Here is a 23557-nt window from a genome sequence, read left to right on the forward strand (position 1 = left end):
ACCTGCTCGCAGGCCGACCGCCGCACCTTCCGACCCCAGTGCTGCGAACGTTTGCACCTGACCTGCGGTAGTCCTGCCACGGACCACACTAGACCCTCGCGATGACAGCCCCACCATCGAACCCGTAGGATGCAAACGTTGTCACATTCTCGACAAGGAGGCGCACGTGAGCGAGCCGTGGACCCTGCACCCCGACCGGGCCCTGCCCGCCGACCCGACCGTCCGGGCCCTCGCTCGCGAGGTCTACCAGGCCACGAAGGACCTGCCGATCGTCTCGATGCACGGTCACGTGCCGGTCGAGTGGTTCTCGCAGGACACGTCGTTCGGGGACCCCGCCCAGCTCTTCGTGATCCCCGACCACTACCTGACGCGCATGCTGGTCTCGCAGGGCGAGACCTTGCCGCGCCTGGGCGTGGGGTCCACGGAGGCGGAGGCCGTCGAGCAGGATCCGCGCGAGATCTGGCGCCGGTTCTGCGCCGGGTGGCAGCACTTCCGCGGGACGCCGACGCGGTACTGGCTCGAGCACGCCTTCGTGGAGATCTTCGGGGTCACGCAGCGCCCGTCGGCCGAGACCGCCGACGCGATCTACGACCAGGTCGCGGCACGCATCGCCGAGCCAGGCTTCCGGCCTCGGACGCTCCTCGACGAGTTCAACATCGAGGTCATCGCGACGACCGACGCCGCATGGGCCCCGCTGGAGGACCACGCACGCCTGGCCAAGGACGGCTACGGCGACCGCGTGCTGCCCACGTTCCGCCCGGACCCGCTGCTCCACCCCGACCGGCCCACGTGGCGCGACGAGATCACCCTGCTCGCCCGCTCCGCCGACCACGAGATCGACTCCTACGAGGACTACCTGACGGTGCTGCGCGACCGGCGCCGCCAGTTCATCGAGGCTGGCGCGCGGGCCACCGACCACGGTCACCTCGCCGCGGACACCACCCCGCTCGACGACGGTGAGGCCCGGCGGATCTTCGACGCCGCCCTGGCCGGCACGGTGACGGCCGCCGAGGCGCAGGCCTTCAGCGGGCACATGCTGTTCCAGATGGCGGCGATGTCCGCCGAGGACGGCCTGGTGATGCAGCTGCACCCCGGCGTCCTGCGCAACCACGCGTCGGCGCCGTTCGCCGCGTTCGGCCCGGACAAGGGCTACGACATCCCGGTGGTGACGGAGTTCGCCCGGTCGCTGCGGCCGGTGCTCGACGCGTTCGGCCACCACCCGAGCTTCCGCATGATCGCGTTCACGGTGGACGAGGACGTGTACTCGCGCGAGCTCGCGCCCTTGGCCGGCGTCTACCCTGCCCTGCGCCTGGGTGCCCCGTGGTGGTTCCTCGACGCCCCGGACGCGATGCGCCGCTTCCGCGAGGCGGCGACCGAGACCGCGGGCTTCAGCAACATGAGCGGGTTCGTGGACGACACCCGCGCGTTCTGCTCCGTCCCCGCGCGGCACGACCTGGCCCGCCGGGTCGACGCCGGCTACCTGGCACGCCTGGTGGCCGAGCACCGCCTCGAGCTCGACGAGGCGACCGAGACCGCGATCGACCTCGCCTACCGGCTCCCCCAAGCCGCCTACCTCAGCCCCGCTGACGCTGCGGGTATGAGATCGACGACTCTGCGGCCTGTCGAGCCGTAAATCTCATACCCGCAGCACATCGCTCGTCGCTCGAAGGAGAGCTGAATGCCCGCCACGCCCCACCGGCCCGCCGAGGTCGCTGAAATCGATTTCCACCCCGCTTGGTTGCCCGAGGGCGCGTTCCGGGCCGTCGGCAGCCGTCGCGTCGCGCTCAGCGCACCGGCCGACGGCGGCACGCCGGCCGCGGCCGAGGTGCTCGCTACGCTGCGCACCGAGCTGGACCGCGCGAACCGCCGTCCACGGAGGTGCCGTCGTCGGGCACTCCGCCCGACCTGACCTGCTTCTGGCCCTCTCCCCCACCGAGCTGTCAGACTCTGGCCGCGGTCTACCCGCACCAGAGTCTGACAACTCGTTCGAGGTGCGACGCAGCGCCGGGAAGGTCACGGTCACCGCCGCGGACGCCACCGCGCTGCTGCACGGCTGGTTCCACGTGGTGCGCCTCGGCGACGCGGCGTTCGCCTCCCGGCCCGGCGACCCCGGCACCGCCGAGCACCACGCCCCCGCGAGCACCCTGCGGGTGCTCGACCACTGGGACAACATGGACGTCCACCCGGCGATGGGCCAGGTCGAGCGCGGGTACGCGGGCGCCTCGATCTTCTACGACGCGGGCCAGGTCCGCACCGACCTGTCCCGCGTCACGGCGTACGGCCGGCTGCTCGCCGCCGTCGGGATCGACCGGGTCGCGGTCAACAACGTCAACGTGCACGCCCGCGAGGCGCGGCTGCTCACCGACGACCTGCCCGAGGTCGCCCGCATCGCCGCCGCGCTGCGCCCCTACGGCGTCCGCGCCCACCTCTCCGTGAGCTTCGCCGCGCCGAGGACGCTCGGCGGGCTGCCGACGTCGGACCCCCTCGACGACGACGTCCGCGCCTGGTGGCGCGAGACCGCGGCCCGCGTCTGGGAGACGATCCCCGACTTCGGCGGGTTCGTCGTCAAGGCCGACTCCGAGGGTCAGCCGGGCCCGTTCGCGTACGGCCGCGACCACGCCGACGGCGCGAACATGCTGGCTGAGGCGGTCGCCCCGCACGGTGGGCTGATCCACTGGCGCGTGTTCGTCTACAACCACACGCAGGACTGGCGCGACCGCTCGACGGACCGCGCCCGTGCGGCCCACGACCACTTCGCGCCGCTCGACGGCCGGTTCGCCGACGACGTGATCGTCCAGGTCAAGCACGGTCCGCTCGACTTCCAGGTGCGCGAACCCGTCTCCCCCGTGCTCGCGGCGATGCCGCGCACCCGGGTCGCGCTCGAGCTCCAGGTCACCCAGGAGTACACCGGCCAGCAACAGCACGCCGTCTACCTCGGCCCGGCGTGGAGCGAGGTGCTGCGCTGGCGCCCGTGGGGCGACGACGGCGCGACGGTGGCCGACGTCGTCGCACCCGCCGGAGGGTTCGCCGCGGTCTCGAACGTGGGCGACGACCGGTTCTGGACCGGCCACCCGCTCGCCCAGGCGAACCTCTACGCGTACGGCCGACTGACGTGGGATCCCACGCTCGACGCCACGACCGTCCTCGACGAGTGGATCACGCTGACGTTCCCGGACGCCGCCGGCGAGCTGCGCGAGGGGATCCACGCCGTCCTCGACGAGTCGTGGCGCACCTACGAGCTGTACACCGCGCCCCTCGGCATCGGGTTCATGGTGCGGCCCGGCCACCACTACGGCCCGGACGTGGACGGGTACGAGTACACCCCGTGGGGCACGTACCACTTCGCCGACCGCGACGGCATCGGCGTGGACCGCACGCGCGCCACCGGCACCGGGTGCACCGGCCAGTACCCGGCACCCTGGCGGGACGTCTACGAGTCGCTCGACACCTGCCCCGACGAGCTGCTGCTTTTCTTCCACCACGTGCCGTACACCCACGTGCTGCACAGCGGGACCACGGTGGTCCAGCACATCTACGACACCCACTTCGAGGGCGTGGAGCGGGTCCGCGCGATGGTCGATCGGTGGGAGCAGGTCGCACCTCTGGTCTCCGACGACGTCGCGCGGCGCGGGCGCGAACGGCTCGCGGTGCAGCTCCGCTCGGCCGTCGAGTGGCGCGACCAGGTCAACACGTACTTCTTCCGCAAGTCCGGCATCCCCGACCAGCGCGGCCGCACGTTCTACTGACTCGCTGTGGGTGCACGACACGCCGCCGGGCTCTTCGGCCCGGCGGCGTGTCGTGCACCCACAGCGAGGGTGGGAGGTGGCTACAGCGCGCCGCCGGCCGCCTTCGGGGCGTCAGCGGCGTCACCGGCGTCACCGATCGCTTCGCGGGCGACGTAGTTCTCGAGGTCGAACAGGTTGTCCCCGGCCCGGCGCGCCACCGTCAGCAACGTGTTGGCCGACGCCACCTCCTCGACCTGCTCCTCGAGGAACCACAGCATGAACTGCTCGCCCAGGACGTCACCCTCGTCCCGCGCCGCGCGGAAGATCGCCTCGATCTGACGGGTGACCTGCTCCTCCTGGTCGAGGGCGAGCTGCAGCGGCTCGATCACGTCGGCGAACTCGTTGGTGACGTCCGGCGTGCCCGGGATGCTCGCCGGCAGCGAGCGGTCCAGGTGGTACTGGACGATCATCATCGCGTGGTTGCGCTCCTCGAGCGCCTGCCGGTAGAAGTGCGCGGCCATCCGCGGCAGGTCGTGGCCGTCGAACCACACCGCGATCGCGACGTACTGCTGGTGCGCCGCCATCTCGTGGCCGACCTGCTCGCCCATCAGCTGCCAGAACCGCGAACCCTCGGAATTCGTCATGCGGTGACGCTAGCAACCGGCGCGGCGTCAGGACTCGACGAACCGCAGGCGCACCTCGGAGAGCAGCGGCTTCTCCCAGCGCAGCAGCAACGCGACGAGAAGCGCGCCGAAGACGGCGAGCACCGCGGGCGTCGTGAGGAACACGACCGCCCCGGCGAGCACGAGGACGGACAGGACCGCGAGCGTCACCCGCGGCAGCCGCCCGAGGAAGTACAGCGCGAGCCGGGCGGTGTCCCGGCCGCGGAACGCGAAGAACGACGTGATGACGGTGGCCTGGACGAGCCACAGCACGACGACGGCGGCGAGACCGAGGAGGATGCCCGCCCACCACGCGGGCACACCGGCGACGGCGATGTTGACCGTGGTCCAGGTGAGCGCCGCGAGGACGGCGACCCCCGGCACCCACAGCTTCAGCACGTCGCCGACGTTCATGCGGTAGCCCTTGAGGAAGGCCCCCGCGGGCGCCAGGCCGTCGTCCCGCGCCCTCTCCCCCAGCGCGAACAGCGCCGCAGACAGCCCCGGTCCCACGAACAGCGCGGAGGCGACCACCAGCGGGACGTTCGACGGGTGCGGTGCGATGAGGAACGACAGCACCACGGTGGGTGCCACGCTGATCGCCAGCAGGATCCCCACGACCAGGAGCCGGTACACGGTCGAGGTCGCGCGCCCGGCCGGCCCGGCCTGCGGGTCGCCGGGGACGGGGGCTTCGGAGGCGGTCACGTCACCTACCGTACGGGCCACGGCCCAGGATGCGGGAGTCGTCCAGCCACGGCGGGTGGGGGTGAACCGATTTCTGGAGCGGGCAGGCCCGGCCTCGCCCGGCGGGTGTCCCGCTCAGCCCTTGACCGAGCCGAGCATCACGCCGGACACGAAGTACTTCTGGATGAACGGGTAGAAGCAGACGATCGGCAGCACCGTCAGCAGCATGGCGACGGCCTGGATGTTGGCGCCGATCTGCACGGTCTCCATGCCCGCCTCGACACCGCTGCCCGTCGCGCCGGCCAGCAGGTTGCGCAGGTAGAGCGTGACCGGCTGCAGCTCCGGGTCGCTGAGGTAGAGGAACGCCGGGAACCACGCGTTCCAGAACGAGACGGCGTAGAACAGCACCATGGTGGCCACGACCGCCTTGGACAGCGGCAGCACGACGCGGCCGAAGATGCCGTACGTCGTCAGCCCGTCGATCGAGGCGGCCTCCTCGAGGTCGCTGGGGAAGTTCTCGAAGAACGACTTCATCACCAGCAGGTTGAAGGCGCTGGTCGCGTTGGGCAGGACGATCGCCCAGATCGAGTTCTTCAGCCCGAGGTTGGTGATGAGCAGGTAGTTGGGGATGAGCCCGCCGTTGAAGAACATCGTCACCACGACCAGCCCCACGAAGAACGACCGGCCCTTGAGGTACCGCTTGGACAGGGCGTAGGCCATCGTCGTGGTGAGCACCATCGCGATCCCGGTCGCCAGGACCGTCTGGACGATCGTGTTGCGGTACCCGGTCCAGAACCGCTCGTCGCCGAACACGGTCTCGAAGGTCGTCAGGTTGGAGCCGCGGGGGACGAGGTTCACCTCGCCGGCCACGATGTAGCCCTGCGAGCTGAACGCCTGGGCGACCAGGTTCACGAACGGGTACAGCGTCACCAGGCAGACCAGCACCAGCACGACGGCGTTGGTCCACCGGAACACCGTGTAGCCACGACCGTCCTTGACGGTCGTGGGGACCGACCGGACCGCGGAGATGTCCGGCGTCTTGTGCGTCGTGCTCACCACAGGGAGGCTCCTACCAGTCGCTTCGAGAGGGCGTTGGCCGACAGGACGAGGGTCAGGCCGATGACGGCCTCGAACAGGCCGATGGCGGCGGCGTAGGAGAAGCTCCCGCTCGTCAGGCCGACGCGGTACAGGTACGTCGCGATGACGTCCGCGGTGGAGTACGTCAACGGGTTGTAGAGCAGCAGCACCTTCTCGAACCCGACCGCGAGGAACGTGCCGATGTTGAGGATGAGCAGCACCACGATCGTCGGGCGGATGCCGGGCAGGGTGATGTGCCAGGTCTGCTGCCAGCGGTTTGCGCCGTCGATCCGGGACGCCTCGTAGAGCTGGTCGTCGATGGTGGTCAGGGCGGCGAGATAGAGGATCGTGCCGAAGCCCACGACCTGCCAGATCTCGGAGCCCACGTAGACGGTGCGGAACCAGTCCGCCCGCTGCATGAACGAGATCTCGTCACCGCCCACCGCCGTGATGATCTGGTTGATCGTCCCGTTGAGCGCCGTGAGCTCGTAGACGAACCCGGCCACGATGACGATCGACATGAAGTGCGGCAGGCAGGTGATCGTCTGGACGGCCTTCTTGAACCGGCGCGACCTCAGCTCGTTGAGCAGCAACGCCAGCACGATCGGCAGCGGGAAGACCACGACGAGCGTCAGCGCGCCGAGGACGACGGTGTTGGCGAACACGCGCCAGAAGGTCGGGTCCGTCCAGAACATCTCGACGTAGTGCAGGCCGACCCACTCGTCGCCGAAGATGGACCCGCCGGGGCGGAACCGGCGGAAGGCGATGACGTTGCCCAGCATCGGCACGTACCGGAACAGCAGCAGGAACACGACCGGCAGCACGAGGAACGTGTACAGCCGCCAGTCCCGGCGCAGCGCGCGGGCCCAGGTGTCGCTGCGGCGGACGTCGTCGCGCTGCCGTCCCCGTCGCCCGCGCCGGTGCACCCGGGACCGTCGGTCGTCCGACGGTGGCGGGCCGGTCGCGGTGGCGAGCGCTGCGGCCGGCGCGAAGTCCACCGCCTCGGTCCCTCGTGTCATACCTGCTCCTGGTTCACGTCGTCGTGACGGGCTCGCGCCCTGGCGTCATCGCCTGTCGAAAGTTTCGGCATTGAAAACGTTGTCAACGTCGGCGAGACTAGGCGGGACGGTTCGATCGGTCAAGCAGTTGCGCGGTCACGGTCCAACCACGGCGGCACATGCGCTGACGATCACCCGACGGACGCGGCTACGATGGGATCGAAAGTTTCGGTCGATCGGCGAAGGGAGCCCTGTGCCCGACACGCAGCGCCGCGCGCCCACGATCGCCCAGATCGCCCGGGAGGTCGGCGTGTCGGTGCCGACGGTCTCCAAGGTCCTCAACGGCCGGGCCGACGTCGCGGCCGCGACCCGCGACCGGGTCGAACGCGCCCTCGAGCGCCACAGCTACCGCCGTCGCCGGAGCGGCATCCCGCCGGCGGGCACCGGCCTCATCGACCTGGTCTTCCACCGGCTGGGCTCCACGTGGTCCCTCGAGATCATCCGTGGGGTCGAGGACGCCGCGGCCGCCGCACGCACCAGCGTGATCCTGTCCGAGCTGGGCGGGGAGCACCGGCCGCCGCGCACCTGGCTGGAGACGACGCTCGCCCGTCCTCCGCTCGGCGTCCTGCTCGTGGCCTCGCAGCTCACCGACGCCCAGCAGCGCCGGCTCGTGAGCAGGTCCGTCCCGTTCGTCGTCATCGACACCGACGGCGAGCCGCCGGCCGACGTCCCGACCGTCGGGTCCGACAACTGGAACGGCGGGCTGGCGGCCACCCGGCACCTCGTGGAGCTCGGCCACCGCCGGATCGCCGCCGTCAGCGGTCCGTCGGACATGCTGTGCAGCCGGGCACGCATCGACGGGTACCGCAGCGCCCTGGAGTCGGCGGGCATCCCCTACGCCCCCGCGCTCGTCCGCGCCGGGAACTTCTACGTCGAGGCCGGGTACGACGCCGCCCACCAGCTGCTGCGGCACCACGACCGGCCGACCGCGATCTTCGCCGGGTCGGACATGCAGGCGATCGGGGTCGTGCGGGCCGCGCACGACCTCGGGTTCCGGGTGCCGGGCGGCCTCTCGGTCGTGGGGTACGACGACCTGCCCATCGCGCGGTGGACGACGCCGGCCCTCACCACGGTCCGTCAGCCGCTCACCGAGATGGCCGCGCTCGCGACGAGGATGCTGCTGGGCCTGGCGGCGGGCGCGCCGCCCGACGTGTCCCGGGTCAACCTGGCGACGGAGCTCGTCGTGCGCGAGTCCACCGCACCGCCACCCTGACCACGGAAACCCCCAACGCTGTGGGTGCGCGACGTGCCGTCGTCGCGGAGCTGACGACGGCGCGTCGTGCACCCACAGCGCCCAGGAACGTCAGCGCTGGACGCGCGCGCTGCCGCCCGAGGCGAGCTTGGCGACCTCGGCGAGGGTCGCCGTCGTCGTGTCACCCGGCGTGGTCATGGCGAGCGCACCGTGGGCGGCCCCGTACTCGACGGCCTCCTGGAGCGAGCCCAGCTCCAGCAGCCCGTAGGCCAGGCCGGACGCGAAGGAGTCGCCGCCGCCCACGCGGTCGAAGATCTCCAGGTCGGCACGGTGGGTCGCCTCGACGAACCCCTCGGCGCGCGACCAGGCGATGGCGCCCCAGTCGTTGACCGAGGCGGACTTCACACCGCGGAGCGTCGTGGCGACGACCTGGAAGTTCTCGTACTCGGCCGAGGCGCGCTCGATCATCGCGCGGAACGCGCCGGTGTCGAGGTCGGTGAGCGACTCGTCGACGCCCTCGACCTCGAACCCGAGGGAGGCCGTGAAGTCCTCCTCGTTGCCGATCATGACGTCGACGTGCCGCGCCAGCCGCCGGTTGACCTCGCGCGCCCGCTCGACGCCACCGATGCCCTTCCACAGGGACGGGCGGTAGTTGAGGTCGTACGACACGACCGTGCCGTGCCGGCGAGCGGCAGACATGGCCGCCTCGGCGACGTCCGCGGCGGACTCGGACAGCGCGGCGAAGATGCCGCCCGTGTGCAGCCAGCGCACGCCGGAGCCGAACAGCGCGTCCCAGTCGACGTCGTCGGGCCGCATCTGGGAGATGGCGGTGTGCCCGCGGTCGCTGGCGCCGATCGCCCCGCGCACGCCGAAACCGCGCTCGGTGAAGTTGAGCCCGTTGCGCACCTCGCGACCGATGCCGTCGAAGTCGCGCCACCGCACCCAGGAGGTGTCGAGGCCGCCGGTGAGCATGCAGTCCTCGACCAGGCGGCCGACCTCGTTGTCCGCCAGCGCCGTGACGATCGCGCCCCGCAGCCCGAAGCAGCGGCGCAGCCCGCGGGCGACGTTGTACTCGCCGCCGCCCTCCCAGACGTCGAAGCTGCGGGTGGTGCGGATGCGCCGGTCGCCCGGGTCCATCCGGAGCATGACCTCGCCGAGCGCGACGACGTCGTAGCGGCAGTCCGCGGCGCGGCGGGTGGTGATGGACGGGTTGGTCATGAGTTCTCCTTCACGAGGTCGACGGCTTCTGCCGTGAGGCGGGTGATCTCGGCCCAGTCGCCGGCGTCGACGAGCTTCTTGGCGACCATCCAGGAGCCGCCGACGGCGAGCACGGGCGCCAGGCCGAGGTAGTCGCCCAGGTTGGCGGCGCTCACGCCGCCGGTCGGGACGAACCGGAGATCGGTGAACGGCGCGGCGAACGCCTTGAGCGCCGCGGGACCGCCGACGACGGAGGCCGGGAACAGCTTGACGGTGTCGACGCCGAGGTCCAGCGCCGTCATGATCTCGGTGGGCGTGGCGACGCCGGGCAGCACGGGCACGCCGTGGTGCTGGGCACGCTCGACCACGCTGCGCGCCAGGCCGGGCGAGACGACGTAGCGCGCGCCGGCGTCGACGACGGCGTCCACCTGCGTCGCCGTGACGACGGTTCCGGCACCGACGACGACGTCGGGGTGGCGGCGCGCGACGGCGCGGATGGCGTCGAGCCCGCCGGCGGTGCGCAGCGTGATCTCGGCGACGGGCAGGCCGCCCGCCACCAGGGCTTCGGCGAGCCGCTCGCCCTGCTCGGCGCCGTCGACCACGACGACGGGAACCAGGCGGTGCTGCTCGAGGGACGTCAGGGTGTCGCCGGGTGACATTCGCTCTCCGTTTCGCTATGGTGAACGTCGATTGTTCACTGCGAAACGCACCCTACCGGACGGCGGCGATGGAACCCAGCCCGCTCGGCAGCGTCGACAAGGCGCTCCTCACCCTCGACGCCCTCGGCCGTGCCGGCGCCGACGGCACCTCTCTCGCGGCGCTGTCGGACGAGGTCGGCGCCAACAAGTCCACGCTGCACCGCACCCTGGCCGCGCTGCGCCACCGCGGCTACGCCGAGCAGACCGACGACGGCACCTACCGCCTCGGTCCCGCCGTCCTCGCCCTCGGCAGCTCCTTCCTGGCCGAGGAGAACCTGCCCGCCCTCCTGCGCCCGGCGCTCGACGCGCTCAGCGCCGCCGTCGACGAGCTCGTCCATCTCGGCGTCCTCGCCGGCCGCGAGGTCGTCTACCTGGAGAAGGTCGAACCGCAGCGAGCCGTGCGCGTGTGGTCCGCCGTCGGACGCCGCCGCCCCGCCGCGACCACCGCGCTCGGCCGCGCGCTCCTGGCCGCCGGGCCGCTCGACGACGACGCCCTCACCGGCTATGCCGGCACCGGCACGACGGCCGACCGGCTCCGCGACGCCGTCACGAGCGCCCGGCGCCTCGGGTACGCCACCGAGACCGAGGAGAACGAGCCCGGGATCGCCTGCGCCGCGGTCGCCGTGCTCCGGGCCGACCGCCCGCTCGCCGCCGTCTCCCTCACGGCCCCCGTCGAGCGCATGACGGGCCCGTCTCGCGAGGCCCGGATCACCGCGCTCACCGAGAAGCTCGCGGAGCACCTGCCGGTCGGCCTGAGCACCGCGGCGGCATCACGGCGGTCCTGACCGGCGTCCGTCGGGCACCATGGCCTCCATGACCTCCACGCGCACCCGCAACCCGCTCGACCTGCTCTTCATCGGCGGCTCCGGCATCATCAGCGCCGCGTCCGTCGCTCGCGCCGTGGCCCAGGGCCACCGCGTCACGGTCCTCAACCGCGGCCGGTCCACCACGCGCCCGCTGCCGGACGACGTCGAGACGCTCGTCGCGGACGTCGCCGACGACGCAGCGGTCGACGCCGCGCTCGCCGGCCGGGACTTCGACGTCGTCGCACAGTTCCGCGCCTTCTCTCCCGACCACGTCGCCCGCGACGTCGCGCGGTTCACGGGCCGCACGGGCCAGTACGTTTTCATCTCCAGCGCCTCGGCGTACCAGACCCCGCCGTCACGCCTCCCGGTGACCGAGTCGACCCCGCTGCGCAACCCGTACTGGCAGTACTCCCGCGACAAGATCGCCGGGGAGGACCTCCTCGTCCGCGCGTACCGCGACGACGCGTTCCCCGCCACCGTCGTACGCCCGAGCCACACCTACGACCGCACGCTGATCCCCACGCTCGGCGGGTGGACCGACGTCGCCCGGATGCGGGCCGGCAAGCCGGTCGTCGTGCACGGTGACGGCACGTCGTTGTGGACCCTGACGCACACCGAGGACTTCGCCGTCGGGTTCGTCGGCCTGCTGGGCCACCCGCACGCCGTCGGCGACGCGTTCCAGATCATGGGCACGCACGCGCCCACGTGGGACCAGGTCTACACATGGCTCGGTGCCGCGGCCGGCGTCCCCGACCCGGAGATCGTGCACGTGCCGTCCGAGGCGATCGCGCGCGTGCTGCCCGACGAGGGCGACGGGCTCCTCGGCGACAAGGCGCACTCCATGCTGTTCGACTGCGCCAAGCTGCAGGCGCTCGTCCCGGAGTTCGCCACCACGGTCACCTTCGACCAGGCCGCCCACGAGCAGGTCGCCTGGTACGACGCGCACCCGGAGGCGCGGGTGGTCGACCGCGCGCTGGACGAGGGCTTCGACCGGCTCGTGGAGCACGCCCGGGGGATCTGAGCACCCGGAAGGCCCACCATGACGAGGGTGAGCAACCGACCTGAGCGATGGACCCAGGCGAACGTCCACCCCGACATGTGGGTCGACCCGGACGACGACCCGCGCGAGAGCGACGTCCGCCCGGAGGGCGAGCGGGAGACCATCGACGACTTCCTGACGGGCTACCGGCACACCCTCCTGATGAAGTGCGAGGGCCTCTCGCCCGAGCAGCTCGCCCAGCGGTCCGTGCCGCCGTCGACCATGTCGCTGCTCGGCATGCTGCGCCACCTGGCAGAGGTCGAGCGGGACTGGCGGGGCTGGATCCTGCCCGGAGGGCCGCCGCCGAAGCTGTACGGACCGCACGACGCCGACTTCGACGGCGCGACCGCCGACCAGGAGGTCGTCGACGCGGCGTACGCGGACCTGGCGCGCGAGCAGGCCGAGACCGACGCCGCGTAGCCTGACGCGGTGACCACACCCCTCGTCCTGCTGGACCTCGACGGCACGCTCATGGAGTCGGCACCGGGCATCACGGCGTCGGCGGCGCACGCCTACCGCACGCTCGGGCTGCCGGTGCCCGACGACGCGACGCTGCGCTCGTTCGTCGGCCCGCCGATCATCGACTCGTTCCCGGCCCACGGCGTCCCGCCCGAGCGGGTCGCCGAGGCCGTCGCGGCCTACCGCGCCGCCTTCTCCGCCGGGGGCATGTTCGACAACGCGGTGTTCGACGGCATGCCGGCAGCCCTGCGTCACCTGCGCGCGGCCGGATGCACCCTGGCCGTGGCCACGAGCAAGCCCGAGGTGTACGCGCGGCCGATCTGCGAGCGGTTCGGCCTCACCGAGCTGCTCGACGACGTCTTCGGCGCGCCGCCGGACGAGCAGGGCACCAAGGCGGACGTCATCGCGAAGGCGCTCGCCACGCTCGGACGGCACTCCCCGGCCGCGCCCGAGGACGGACCGGTGCTGATGGTCGGCGACCGCGAGCACGACGTCCACGGCGCCTCCGAGCACGGCATCGACTGCCTCGGCGTGGCCTGGGGCTACGCGGCGCCCGGCGAGCTCGAGGCGGCCGGCGCCGTCGGCCTGGTCCACGACGTCGCCGGGCTCGTCCCGGAGGTCCTGGCCCGGCTGCGCTGAGCCCGGCCGCCCCGCTCCGGGCACCACGAAGGCCCCGGACCCTGTGAGGAGGGTCCGGGGCCTTCGTCCTGCTCCGCTCAGCGCATCACGCGGGACTCACTCCGCGCCGGCCTGCATCTGCCCCGTGGGCGGCAGGTCCTTGACGGAGACACCGGTCGGCGCGTCGAGCGCCGCGGCGGCGCCCACCGACACGGGTCCACGGTCGTGCTCGGACTTCGGCACCCCGCGGAAGGTGAACTCCCCGAGGATGCCCTCGCCCTCGCCGTCGACGAGGACCATCTCGCCGGACTTCAGCTCGCCGAACAGGATCTTCTCGGACAGCGCGTCCTCGATCTCCCGCTGGATGGCCCGCTTGAGCGGCCGGGCGCCGAGGACCGGGTCGTAGCCCTTCTCCGCCAGCAGCTTCTTGGCCGCCGGCGTGAGTTCGATGCCCATGTCCTTGTCGCGCAGACGCTTGTCCAGCTTGGCGACCTCGAGGTCGACGATCTCGATGATCTCCTGCTCCGAGAGCTGGGGGAACACGATCGTGTCGTCGACACGGTTGAGGAACTCGGGCCGGAAGTGCTGCTTGAGCTCCTCGTTGACCTTCGCCCGCATCCGCTGGTAGTCCGTCGCCAGGTCGCCGCCGGCGTTGAAGCCGGTCTGGACGCCCTTGGCGATGTCCCGGGTACCGAGGTTCGTCGTCATGATGATGACGGTGTTCTTGAAGTCGACCACCCGACCCTGGGAGTCGGTGAGCCGGCCGTCCTCGAGCACCTGCAGCAGCGAGTTGAAGATGTCCGCGTGGGCCTTCTCCACCTCGTCGAACAGCACGACGGAGAACGGACGACGACGCACCTTCTCGGTGAGCTGGCCACCCTCGTCGTACCCGACGTAGCCGGGGGGCGAGCCGAACAGCCGCGAGACCGTGTGCTTCTCCGAGAACTCGGACATGTCGAGCTGGATCAGCGAGTCCTCGTCGCCGAACAGGAACTCCGCGAGCGCCTTGGCGAGCTCGGTCTTCCCGACGCCGGTCGGGCCGGCGAAGATGAACGAGCCACCGGGACGCTTCGGGTCCTTCAGACCGGCACGGGTACGCCGGATCGCCTGGGACAGCGCCTTGATGGCGACGTCCTGACCGACGACCCGCTTGTGCAGCTCGTCCTCCATGTGCAGGAGCTTGCTGGACTCCTCCTCGGTGAGCTTGACGACCGGGATGCCGGTGGACATCGCCAGCACCTCGGCGACGAGCTCCTCGTCGACCTCCGCGACGGTGTCGAGGTCGCCCGACTTCCAGGCCTTCTCCTTCTCGGACCGCTGCTGCGCGAGCTGCTTCTCGGTGTCGCGCAGGCCGGCGGCCTTCTCGAAGTCCTGGTCGTCGATCGCCGACTCCTTGTCCCGGCGCGCCTCGGCGATCTGCTCGTCGAGCTCCTTGAGCTCCGGCGGGGCCGTCATGCGGCGGATGCGCAGGCGCGCGCCCGCCTCGTCGATGAGGTCGATCGCCTTGTCCGGCAGGTACCGGTCGTTGACGTACCGGTCGGCGAGCTGGGCGGCCGAGACGAGCGCGGCGTCCGTGATGGACACGCGGTGGTGCGCCTCGTAGCGGTCACGCAGACCCTTGAGGATCTCGATGGCGTGCTCGAGCGACGGCTCGTTGACCTGGATCGGCTGGAAACGACGCTCGAGCGCCGGGTCCTTCTCGACGTGCTTGCGGTACTCGTCGAGCGTCGTGGCGCCGATGGTCTGCAGCTCGCCGCGCGCCAGCATCGGCTTGAGGATGCTGGCCGCGTCGATCGCTCCTTCAGCAGCGCCGGCACCGACGAGCGTGTGGATCTCGTCGATGAACAGGATGATGTCGCCGCGGGTGCGGATCTCCTTGAGCACCTTCTTGAGGCGCTCCTCGAAGTCACCGCGGTAGCGCGAGCCGGCCACGAGGGCACCCAGGTCCAGCGTGTAGAGCTGCTTGTCCTTGAGCGTCTCGGGCACGTCGCCGCGCACGATGTCCTGCGCGAGACCCTCGACGACGGCCGTCTTGCCGACGCCGGGCTCGCCGATCAGCACCGGGTTGTTCTTGGTGCGGCGGGACAGCACCTGCATGACCCGCTCGACCTCCTGCTTGCGGCCGATGACGGGGTCGAGCTTGCCCTCGCGGGCGGCCTGCGTCAGGTTGCGGCCGAACTGGTCCAGCACCGCGGACCCGGAGGGCTGACCCTCCTGCGGGCCGCCGGCGGCCACGGGCTCCTTGCCCTGGTAGCCGCTCAGCAGCTGGATGACCTGCTGGCGCACCTTGTTCAGGTCGGCACCCATCTTGGTGAGCACCTGGGCCGCCACGCCCTCACCCTCACGGATGAGGCCGAGCAGGATGTGCTCGGTGCCGATGTAGTTGTGGCCGAGCTGCAGCGCCTCGCGCAGCGACAGCTCCAGCACCTTCTTGGCGCGCGGGGTGAACGGGATGTGCCCGCTCGGGGCCTGCTGGCCCTCACCGATGATCTCGGTGACCTGCGCGCGCACGCCGTCGAGCGAGATGCCCAACGACTCCAGCGCCTTCGCCGCCACGCCCTCACCCTCGTGGATGAGGCCGAGGAGGATGTGCTCGGTCCCGATGTAGTTGTGGTTGAGCATCCTCGCTTCTTCCTGCGCGAGGACGACCACCCGACGGGCTCGGTCCGTAAATCTCTCGAACATGTGCTGCTCCCTCACGAGCGGCGTTTTCCTGGCCCCGTCGGATCGACGGCGACAGCCTGACCGCTACGACTCTATTCGCTCCCAACACGCCGACCCCCCTCCAGATGCCCTTGTTCGCCAGGGGCGTGACGGCGCGCCTCGTTGCCGTTCCCGCGCCCGCGGGGCGATGGTGGAGACACGCACGGGTCGGCACGAGCGGGGAGGCCACCATGGACGACGTCGGGCACGAGGCCGAGCGGGGCACGGCTGACGAGCAGGGGCGGGGCACGGCCGGCGAGCATCCCGGCGACCAGGCCCGCCCGCGGCCCCGGGACCCGGTGGACGCGCGTCTGGCCCGCTTCTCCGGCGTCGTCGGCGAGGTCGTCGACCCGCTGATGTGGGGCCTCGACCTGGAGGACGAGGCGCTGACCGGGTACGACGACGAGGCCGACCCGACGTCGGACCGGTTCGTCCGGTCGTACCGCACCTTCGCGCGCGAGGCGTTCGAGGTCGAGACCTTGCGGACGGCCGTGGCCGCGGACGCCGTGGAGGACGTGGTGCGGGCCGCGGCGAGCGGCGCGCTGGCCGCCCCGCTGCACGCCGACATCTCGGCGCCCGTCGAGCCCGACCACGACCCGACGCCGCACGGGACGACGGACTTCGCCGACGACTTCGCGGACTACCGCAGCGCGATGCGGGCGATCGTCACGGAGGTGGATGCCGTCCCGCTGGAGCCGGCCGAGCTGGCGGTCGACGGCACGACCCTGCCGGCGACGCGGGTCCGGGTGCGGGAGGTCACCGCCGTCCACGTCCCGCTCGGTGACCGCGGCCTCGTCGTCACCGGTCCCAGCGACCTGGTAGAACGCGTCGTCGTGGTGACCCGCCCGATCCGTTCGCTGCTGGGCGCGCCGCGCCGCCGGTGACGGACCAGCCCGGGCCGCGGCCCGGGCTGCCGGCCGGCCGGGGCCGCCCTACGCTGACCGCATGGAAGGCATCGTGGTGGGCGTGAACGGGTCGTCGGAGGCCGACGAGGCCCTGGACTGGGCGGTGGCGGAGTCCGCCTCGAGCGGGCACCCCCTGACGGTCCTGCGGGTCGCTCCCGCTGCGGACGAGTCGGCGCTGACGGCCGTGCTGGAGGAGGTCCAGGCCGAGACGGCGCGGATCGTGGACCGGGCGCGCGAGCGGCACGCCCGGTTCGACGCCGAGTACGCGGTGCGGCCGGGCCCGGTGCCGGACGCGCTCCTCGCCGCCAGCGCGGAGGCGCAGATGCTCGTGCTCGGCCGCCGACGGCGAGCACGCATCGGGCGACGGATCCTCGGTTCGGTCTCCTCGACCGTCGTGGAGCACGCGCGGATCCCGGTGACCGTGGTGCGGCACGTCGAGCGCACGGAGGCGGAGCGCACGCCCGACGACGTGGCCGCCACGGCGGGCGCCTCGCACGCACCCGCGGCGCCGCCGTCGGGCACCCCGCGCGTGGTCGTCGGCGTGGACACGTCGGAACCGTCCGTCGCGGCGCTGCGGCACGGCGCGGAGGTGGCGGCGCGCTCCGACGCGGTCCTCGAGGCCGTCTTCGCGTGGCAGATCACGACCCTGGCGCCGCTGCCCGGCTCGTGGGGGTGGGCCCCGCCGATCAACGACTACGAGCGCTTCGCCCGCGAGTGCCTCGACGCGGCCGTCTCAGCGGCCGGCGTGGACCTGTCGGCCGACCGGCTGCACCGCCAGGTGGTGCACGGGCAGGCCGCGAAGGTCCTCATCGACGCCTCCGCGGGCGCTGACCGTCTCGTGGTCGGCGCGCGGGGGCTGGGTGGCTTCGACCGGCTGCTGCTCGGCTCGACGAGCCGTCAGGTGCTGGACTTCGCGGAGTGCCCCGTCACGGTGCTGCACGGCTGAGGTCGCCCGCCCCCGGCGCCACCCGACCCCGGTCGTCCCGCATGAGCACGCTGGCGACGGCTGTCACGACGAGCACGACGCCAGCCATGATCAGGTAGGAGTCGCCGAAGCCGATGGCGTCGTAGGAGAGCCCGAACACCCAGGAGAAGATCACGATCCCGATCTGCTTGGCGGTGTTGAACCCGATCATGGAGGCCGTCGCGGAGATCCGGACGTCGAACATCCGGGTGAGGTACTTCCACACCGAGACCAGCATGAGCGGCATCTCGATCGCGGCGAGCAGCCGCCACACGACGAGCAGCTCGGTGGACGTGAACAGCGCGGACCCGACGACGCGGACCACCAGGACCAGCACGAACAGCTGCAGGCCGCGCTTGGCGCCGATCCTGTTGATGATGAACGGCATCGCCACCATCACGAGGGCCTCGAGCAGGATCTGGACGAACACCACGCGGGAGAACAGCACCTGCGGGTCCCCGAGGCCGTCGAACATGCTGCCGAAGTAGATGGCGTACTGCTGGTCGAAGACGTCGTAGAGAGCGGCGGTGCCGAACATCAGGACCATGAACCCGACGAACGACCGGTCCTTGAGAAGGTGCGGCACCGTGCCCTGGGTGACCCGCGGCGCGTCCGGCTCGTCCGCAGCGGCGCCACCGACGGCCTCGTAGCCCTTCTCACCAGGCCTCGGGGTCCGGACCACGAACAGCAGCGCGCCCAGGACGAGGGCGGAGAAGGTCCCGACCCACCACACGTTGTCGGGGTCGGAGGCCCAGAGGAAGCCCCCGACGAGGGAGGCTGTCGCGCCGGCCACGGAACCGAAGAGCCGGACGTGACCGTACTCGAACCGGTTCGCCCGTGCCGCGCGCTCGTTGAAGGCCTCGACCACGCCGACCCCCGAGTTGAGGACGAGCGACAGGTAGACGCCGCCGACCACGGCGCCGAGCACCTGGTTGACGTCGACGATCGGCACGAAGACGAAGGCGAAGAACGGGCCCATGAAGGCGCCCACCAGGACGACGACGGCGAAGAGGTTCTTGCGGAACCCGAGCCGGTCCTGGATGAAGCCGTAGAACGGCTGCAGGCACAGCGCGGTCAGCGCCATCACCGAGTTGAGCAGGCCGATGTTCCCGCTGGACATCCCCGCCTGCTCCTCGAGCCAGGGCGAGAGGAACGTGAAGACGAGCTGCCAGATCGCGAAGTAGAAGAAGAACAGCCCGCCGACGTTCCAGAAGGTCGGCTTCCGCAGCGAGCCGCGGGCACGCGGGGTGGAGGCGCCGGCCGGGGCGCTGCTCGAGATCGTCCCGTCGCTCATGACGTCACCCGCCGGGTCGCGGCTGCCGCGCTCGGGGTGCTGGGTTCGTGCTGGACCGTCATCGGTTTCCTTCCGGCTGTTCTGGCACGGCCGACAGCGGCCTGTCATCGTGCTCGTACCCGTCACGGTAAACGATGTAATGGCGCCGGGAGCACACATTCGGCGCGCAGCAGCCCTCCGACCTGCAGCGACGTCAGGCTGTGAGAAAGTCCATGCTCCCGCCGTCGGGCGCCAGCACGTCGGTGGAGGTGGGCACCGGGCGCGTGTCGGGCACGGGCGTCCCCCACGCCGGCGCGCCGTCGGCGTCGAACGGCAGCACCTGGGCACGCGCGTGCCGGTTGGGGTCCCACAGCGGGTCGCCGGTGATCTCGGTGTAGGTGCGGGCGTGGTAGACGAGGACGGTCTCGCCGTCGGGCGACTCCGTGAACGAGTTGTGCCCCGGACCGTACTGCCCGACCGACGGGTCCGAGACGAACACCGGGTCGACGCTCTTGGTCCACGAGGCCGGGTCCAGCAGGTCGGCGCCCGCGTCGGCCGTGAGCAGCCCCATCGCGTAGTCGATGCCGGTCGCCGCGCCGGAGTAGGTCAGGAAGACCCGCCCGCCCCGGACCAGCACGGACGGGCCCTCGTTGACCCAGAACCCCCGGGTCTCCCACTCGAACTCGGGGCGGGTCAGCTCGACCGCCGCCGTGGCGAGCGTCCAGGGGTTCTCCATCCGCGCGATGTACAGGTTCGAGTGCCCGTAGACCTCGAGGTCCTCCTGCGCCCAGACGAGGTACTGCCGCCCCCTGTGCACGAAGCTCGTCGCGTCCAGCGCGAAGCTCTCCCAGCCTGTGTCGACCTGGCCGCGCTCGACCCACTCGCCGGTCAGCGGGTCCTCGGCGGTGCACTCGAGGACGAACACCCGGTGGTTGAAGGTCTCGTTCGCGCTCGGGGCGTCGGCGGTCCCGTGGTCGTCCGGCGCGGCGGCGTAGTAGACGTACCAGGTGCCGTCGACCCGGTGGATCTCCGGCGCCCAGACGAGGCGGGACTGCGGGCCGGTCTCGTGACGGGTCCAGATCGTCACCTCCCCGGCGGACTGCAGCTCGTCCAGGCTCTCTGCCCGCCGCAGCACCACGCGGTCGTACGCCGGGTGCGAACCGGTGAAGTAGTACTGCCCGTCGTGGCGCAGCACGTGCGGGTCGGCGCGCTGGAGCACGATCGGGTTGCTGATGACCTGGTCCGCCATGATGTCCTCGTTCAACTTGTACAACGATGTAGAGCACCTGAGGCTACCCTCTGCGCGACACTGGGGCCATGTCGGCCCTGTCACAGTCCGCACCCACCGGACTCCTGCTCACCCCCGGCGCCGGTGCGGACCGCGACCACCACTCGCTCCGCGCCGTCGCCGACCACGTCACGGCCTCGATGGCACTGACCGTCGAGCGTGTCGACTTCCCGTACCGCCTCGCCGGCCGCCGGATGCCCGACCGGCCACCCGTGGCGACCGCCCACCTGCGTGCGGAGGCCGAGCGGCTCGCCAATCGCCTCGACGTCGGCACCGACCGGCTCCTCCTCGGCGGCCGCTCCTACGGCGGTCGGATGTGCTCGATGGCGGTGGCCGAAGGGCTGCCCGCCGCGGGACTCGTGCTCCTCAGCTATCCCCTGCACCCGCCCGGCAAGCCCGCGAAGCTGCGCGTCGAGCACTTCGGCGCCCTCCACGTCCCCGTCCTCTTCGTCTCCGGTGACCGCGACCCGTTCGGCACCCCCGCGGAGCTCGCGGAGCACGCCGCCGCGATCCCCGGCCCGGTCACCCAGGTCACGCTCCCCGGCGCCCACGACGTCCGGAACCAGGACGACGCCGTCGCGCGCGCCGTCGTCGACTGGCTCGCCGTGCTCTGACACGAGGGCCGCACGGGCGGGCGGACCGACGCCCGCGGCGTGTCCTCTACGATGTGGTTCGCCCCGCCGGCCCCCCGGCACCCAGCGTCGGAAGGTCACGCGTGCGCGTCGCCAGCCTTGCGGTCCGTGCCCTGCTCGTGGGCGCCCTCGCGACCGGCCTGACCGCCGCGGCGCAGGCGCCCGCCGCGGCCGACGACGACCTGACCGTCACCGCCGACGGCGTGACGTTCGACGGCAAGGAGGTCGATGACCGGGACCGGGACCGGGACCGGGACGTCGGGTACTCCGTCCGCAGCCTCGAGGGCTGGGACTACGCGTGGCTGACCGAACCCCTCCGCGGGGCCAGCGGGTACGTGCCGTTCACCGGCGCGGCGGCCGAGATGCCCGACGGGTACTGCGTCACCTACGTCCACGTGCCCGACGTCGGCGAGTGGCACGAGTCCCGCCGGGACACGCGCTGCACCGAGCCGGCGACGGCGGAGCCCGCCCCGGCGCCGAACGCCGAGGACACGTCGCCGAGCCCGTCGCCGACAACCACCACCGAGCCGAGCGAACCGAAACCCGAGGCCGAAAAGCCGGAACCCACGCCCTCCACGGCCGAGCCGTCCTCCACGGCCTCCGCCGAGCCCACGCCCAGCCCCACGCCGACGCCCGGCCCCACGCCGTCGGCGAGCCCCACCACCAGCCCGACGCCATCGCCGTCCCCGTCGCCGTCGGTCGCGGCCGTCGCCGAGGCGATGCGCACCGAGCAGTTCGAGGCCCTCGGTCGCAGCTTCAGCGGTGACCTGCCGGTGATCGACGACCGGCACGACACAGCGGCGCAGGACGACGTCACCGACGGCGAGCTGTGGGCCGCGACCGGGCTGGGACTGGCCGCCGTCGGCCTCACCGCCGGCGGCGTCGTCGTGTGGCGGATGCGGCGCGGCGAGGACTGAGCCCGGCCTCAGCGCCCGCCGGCCGGCCGGTCGGGATAGTCGGCGGGCGTCTTGCCGAGCTCGATCGCGATCTCCCGGCGCGTCGCCAGCACGTCGGGACGCTCCTCGTCCCGCTGCCGCAGCGCGTCGCGCTGGTCGGCGGCCGACAGGTGGTCCCAGTAGAGGGTGCCGTCCAGGTGCTGGGTCTCGTGCACGAAGCACCGCGCCAGGAAGCCGACGGCGTCGAGCTGCACCGGACCACCGTGCTGGTCGACGCCCCGGACGCAGGCCGCCCCCCGACGCGCCAGCGGGACGTAGGCGCCCGGCACGGACAGGCAACCCTCCTCCTCGGTGATCAGCTCCGCCGTCGTGTCGACCTCCAGCTCGGGGTTGACGACGTGACCCACGTGCCGGTCGCCCCGCTCGTCGGTGAGGTCGTAGACGAAGACCCGCAGGTCGACCCCGATCTGCGGCGCGGCCAGCCCGACCCCCTGCGCCACCTCCATGGTGGTGAAGAGGTCCTCGACCAGACGGGCCAGCTCCGGCGTCGAGAACTCCGTCACCGTGCGCGCCGGGGTGTGCAGCACCAGCTCCCCGATCTCGGTGATCCGCCGCACCCGGCCCCGTCGCCCTTCGGGCACCTGCGCCGGGTAGGGGTCGACCGCCCCACCCAGCAGGTAGGTGGTGGGACGCCGCCGCCCGAAGCTCCAAGCCATGGACGCGAGCCTACCGGCGCACGCGTCGTGGAAGGTCGACCCCGAGGGCCTGCCTGCCGTGGCTCGAGGCCGAGCTCTCGTCGCTCCGGCCCGACGTCGTCGTCGCCCTCGGGACGACGGCTGCTCGCGCCGTCCTCGGCCGGACGGTCACGATCCGCGACGTCCGCGGCGAGGTCCTCGACGCCGGTGACGCGGCGGGTGCCGCGCTCCCGGACGGCGGCGGCGTCGTCACGACCCACCCTCGTCGGTGGTGCGCCTGCGGGACCGGGCGGACCGGGCCGAGGCGTTCGACCACCTCGTCGAGGACCTGCGTGTCGCCGCGGCGTCGACGACGGGCTGACCGCCTCGGGCGTGCTGCTGCCTCAGGCGTGCCGACCGAGATGCGTGACGACGGCCGGAGTGCCTACGGTCGAGGACCCACCGTCCCGCGTTCAGGGAGGAAGCCATGACCGACGACCGGACGCACGAGACCCCGGCGCCCGCCCACGACGACCTGCCGCTCCCCGACTACGACCACCTCCCGGTGGGCACGCTCGCGCACCGGGTCCGCCCGCTCGACGCGGGTGCCCTCGAGAAGGTGATCGCCTACGAGCGCTCGCACGGCAACCGGCTGCCCGTGCTGACCGTGCTCGAGCAGCGGCTGGAGGAGCTCCGCCAGGGCGCCCAGCCGTCCGGCGGCGACCCCGATGCGCCGCCCCCGCAGGGCGAGACCCGTCACGGGAGCAAGGCCACGCCGCAGACGGCGGCCGAGCCCTCCCCGCCGGACCGGTACCAGGGCACGAGCTCGCACCCGCGTGGCTGACCAGGCACGAGCTCGCACCCGCGTGGCTGACCATCCGCCGCTCGACGACGAAGGGTCCCGGAACGCTTGGTTCCGGGACCCTTCGTGTGGTGAGCCGCCTGTCGGAATCGAACCGACGACCTGTTCATTACGAGTGAACCGCTCTACCGACTGAGCTAAGGCGGCG

23 protein-coding genes, 1 tRNA gene and 1 pseudogene are annotated in these 23557 nt (G+C 72.0%); 14 read left to right on the plus strand and 11 right to left on the minus strand.

Translation table 11 applies throughout. The features are described from left to right. Positions 1–166 precede the first annotated feature (166 nt). The 3 genes from uxaC (at position 167) to UQW22_RS02070 (ending at position 3746) form a co-directional block, all read left to right on the plus strand. Positions 167–1633 (plus strand): glucuronate isomerase, encoded by a 1467-nt coding sequence (gene uxaC / locus UQW22_RS02060; RefSeq protein ID WP_407319176.1) that lies wholly within the window; start codon positions 167–169, stop codon positions 1631–1633. Between the two features lie 45 nt (positions 1634–1678). Next, positions 1679–1909: a hypothetical protein gene (locus tag UQW22_RS02065; RefSeq protein WP_407319177.1), complete on the plus strand. Its 231-nt coding sequence runs from the start codon at positions 1679–1681 to the stop codon at positions 1907–1909. A gap of 82 nt (positions 1910–1991) precedes the next feature. Continuing rightward, positions 1992–3746, plus strand: coding sequence for an alpha-glucuronidase (locus UQW22_RS02070; protein WP_407319178.1), 1755 nt, complete (start codon positions 1992–1994; stop codon positions 3744–3746). Between the two features lie 80 nt (positions 3747–3826). Here UQW22_RS02070 and UQW22_RS02075 read toward each other — a convergent pair whose 3' ends face one another. The 4 genes from UQW22_RS02075 to UQW22_RS02090 all read right to left on the minus strand — a co-directional run bounded on the left by UQW22_RS02075 (position 3827) and on the right by UQW22_RS02090 (position 7164). Then, positions 3827–4369: a ferritin gene (locus tag UQW22_RS02075; protein ID WP_407319179.1), complete on the minus strand. Its 543-nt coding sequence runs from the start codon at positions 4367–4369 to the stop codon at positions 3827–3829. Positions 4370–4396: 27 nt separating this feature from the next. Further along, positions 4397–5089 (minus strand): glycosyltransferase, encoded by a 693-nt coding sequence (locus tag UQW22_RS02080; protein ID WP_407319180.1) that lies wholly within the window; start codon positions 5087–5089, stop codon positions 4397–4399. 114 nt (positions 5090–5203) lie between these two features. Continuing rightward, positions 5204–6124 carry a carbohydrate ABC transporter permease gene (locus tag UQW22_RS02085; protein ID WP_407319181.1) on the minus strand — a complete coding sequence of 307 codons (921 nt, stop codon included), beginning with the start codon at positions 6122–6124 and terminating at the stop codon, positions 5204–5206. Next, positions 6121–7164 (minus strand): ABC transporter permease, encoded by a 1044-nt coding sequence (locus UQW22_RS02090; protein ID WP_407319182.1) that lies wholly within the window; start codon positions 7162–7164, stop codon positions 6121–6123. Before UQW22_RS02090 ends, UQW22_RS02085 begins: the two co-directional genes overlap by 4 nt. A 232-nt stretch (positions 7165–7396) precedes the next feature. On the opposite strand from UQW22_RS02090, the gene UQW22_RS02095 reads away from it, so the two are divergent. Beyond that, on the plus strand, positions 7397–8416 hold the full coding sequence (locus tag UQW22_RS02095) for a LacI family DNA-binding transcriptional regulator (RefSeq protein WP_407319183.1): 1020 nt from the start codon (positions 7397–7399) through the stop codon (positions 8414–8416). A 90-nt stretch (positions 8417–8506) separates the two neighbouring features. Here UQW22_RS02095 and UQW22_RS02100 read toward each other — a convergent pair whose 3' ends face one another. Continuing rightward, positions 8507–9613 (minus strand): sugar kinase, encoded by a 1107-nt coding sequence (locus UQW22_RS02100; protein ID WP_407319184.1) that lies wholly within the window; start codon positions 9611–9613, stop codon positions 8507–8509. Beyond that, entirely contained in the window at positions 9610–10251 is a 642-nt protein-coding gene (eda, locus tag UQW22_RS02105) for a bifunctional 4-hydroxy-2-oxoglutarate aldolase/2-dehydro-3-deoxy-phosphogluconate aldolase (protein ID WP_407319185.1), read from the minus strand. Before eda ends, UQW22_RS02100 begins: the two co-directional genes overlap by 4 nt. 68 nt (positions 10252–10319) lie before the next feature. Between eda and UQW22_RS02110 the strand changes: the two genes are divergently transcribed. From UQW22_RS02110 to UQW22_RS02125, 4 genes are read left to right on the plus strand one after another with little or no spacing between them, the layout of a single operon-like run. Further along, complete coding sequence (locus UQW22_RS02110) at positions 10320–11075, plus strand: IclR family transcriptional regulator (RefSeq protein ID WP_407319187.1); 756 nt, start codon at positions 10320–10322, stop codon at positions 11073–11075. 28 nt (positions 11076–11103) lie between these two features. Next, the gene (locus UQW22_RS02115) at positions 11104–12117 is read left to right on the plus strand and encodes an NAD-dependent epimerase/dehydratase family protein (RefSeq protein ID WP_407319189.1); all 1014 of its coding nucleotides are present in this window, start codon (positions 11104–11106) and stop codon (positions 12115–12117) included. A 27-nt stretch (positions 12118–12144) separates the two neighbouring features. Beyond that, positions 12145–12555 carry a DUF664 domain-containing protein gene (locus UQW22_RS02120; protein ID WP_407319191.1) on the plus strand — a complete coding sequence of 137 codons (411 nt, stop codon included), beginning with the start codon at positions 12145–12147 and terminating at the stop codon, positions 12553–12555. Positions 12556–12564: 9 nt separating this feature from the next. Beyond that, positions 12565–13233 (plus strand): HAD hydrolase-like protein, encoded by a 669-nt coding sequence (locus UQW22_RS02125; RefSeq protein ID WP_407319192.1) that lies wholly within the window; start codon positions 12565–12567, stop codon positions 13231–13233. Positions 13234–13329: 96 nt separating this feature from the next. Here the strand turns inward: UQW22_RS02125 and UQW22_RS02130 are convergent, their stop codons facing one another. Then, on the minus strand, positions 13330–15897 hold the full coding sequence (locus UQW22_RS02130; RefSeq protein ID WP_407319193.1) for an ATP-dependent Clp protease ATP-binding subunit: 2568 nt from the start codon (positions 15895–15897) through the stop codon (positions 13330–13332). Between the two features lie 209 nt (positions 15898–16106). On the opposite strand from UQW22_RS02130, the gene UQW22_RS02135 reads away from it, so the two are divergent. Next, positions 16107–16799, plus strand: a complete 693-nt coding sequence (locus UQW22_RS02135; protein WP_407319194.1) for a hypothetical protein — start codon at positions 16107–16109, stop codon at positions 16797–16799. Positions 16800–16860: 61 nt separating this feature from the next. After that, positions 16861–17766: a universal stress protein gene (locus tag UQW22_RS02140; protein ID WP_407319196.1), complete on the plus strand. Its 906-nt coding sequence runs from the start codon at positions 16861–16863 to the stop codon at positions 17764–17766. On the opposite strand, the gene UQW22_RS02145 is transcribed toward UQW22_RS02140, so the two are convergent. Both UQW22_RS02145 and UQW22_RS02150 read right to left on the minus strand, forming a co-directional pair. Further along, positions 17747–19078: an oligosaccharide MFS transporter gene (locus UQW22_RS02145; RefSeq protein WP_407319198.1), complete on the minus strand. Its 1332-nt coding sequence runs from the start codon at positions 19076–19078 to the stop codon at positions 17747–17749. The two genes, UQW22_RS02140 and UQW22_RS02145, sit on opposite strands and share 20 nt — an antisense overlap. 193 nt (positions 19079–19271) lie before the next feature. Continuing rightward, positions 19272–20306 carry a family 43 glycosylhydrolase gene (locus UQW22_RS02150; RefSeq protein WP_407319200.1) on the minus strand — a complete coding sequence of 345 codons (1035 nt, stop codon included), beginning with the start codon at positions 20304–20306 and terminating at the stop codon, positions 19272–19274. A 68-nt stretch (positions 20307–20374) separates the two neighbouring features. Between UQW22_RS02150 and UQW22_RS02155 the strand changes: the two genes are divergently transcribed. Together UQW22_RS02155 and UQW22_RS02160 are read left to right on the plus strand one after the other, a co-directional pair. Further along, positions 20375–20959 carry an alpha/beta family hydrolase gene (locus UQW22_RS02155; protein WP_407319201.1) on the plus strand — a complete coding sequence of 195 codons (585 nt, stop codon included), beginning with the start codon at positions 20375–20377 and terminating at the stop codon, positions 20957–20959. Between the two features lie 101 nt (positions 20960–21060). Then, on the plus strand, positions 21061–21894 hold the full coding sequence (locus tag UQW22_RS02160) for a hypothetical protein (protein ID WP_407319203.1): 834 nt from the start codon (positions 21061–21063) through the stop codon (positions 21892–21894). A gap of 8 nt (positions 21895–21902) precedes the next feature. Here the strand turns inward: UQW22_RS02160 and def are convergent, their stop codons facing one another. After that, positions 21903–22589: a peptide deformylase gene (gene def, locus UQW22_RS02165; protein ID WP_407319204.1), complete on the minus strand. Its 687-nt coding sequence runs from the start codon at positions 22587–22589 to the stop codon at positions 21903–21905. A 53-nt stretch (positions 22590–22642) separates the two neighbouring features. Here def and UQW22_RS02170 point away from each other — a divergent pair. Together UQW22_RS02170 and UQW22_RS02175 are read left to right on the plus strand one after the other, a co-directional pair. Next, positions 22643–22774, plus strand: a pseudogene (locus UQW22_RS02170) (uracil-DNA glycosylase family protein); the annotation flags it as partial. Between the two features lie 260 nt (positions 22775–23034). Continuing rightward, positions 23035–23391 carry a hypothetical protein gene (locus tag UQW22_RS02175; RefSeq protein ID WP_407319205.1) on the plus strand — a complete coding sequence of 119 codons (357 nt, stop codon included), beginning with the start codon at positions 23035–23037 and terminating at the stop codon, positions 23389–23391. A gap of 92 nt (positions 23392–23483) precedes the next feature. Here the strand turns inward: UQW22_RS02175 and UQW22_RS02180 are convergent. Next, positions 23484–23556: transfer RNA gene (locus tag UQW22_RS02180), tRNA-Thr, on the minus strand. Position 23557: the final 1 nt, after the last annotated feature.

The organism is Isoptericola halotolerans, assembly GCF_045689585.1.
Taxonomy (GTDB): Bacteria; Actinomycetota; Actinomycetes; order Actinomycetales; family Cellulomonadaceae; genus Isoptericola; species Isoptericola halotolerans_B.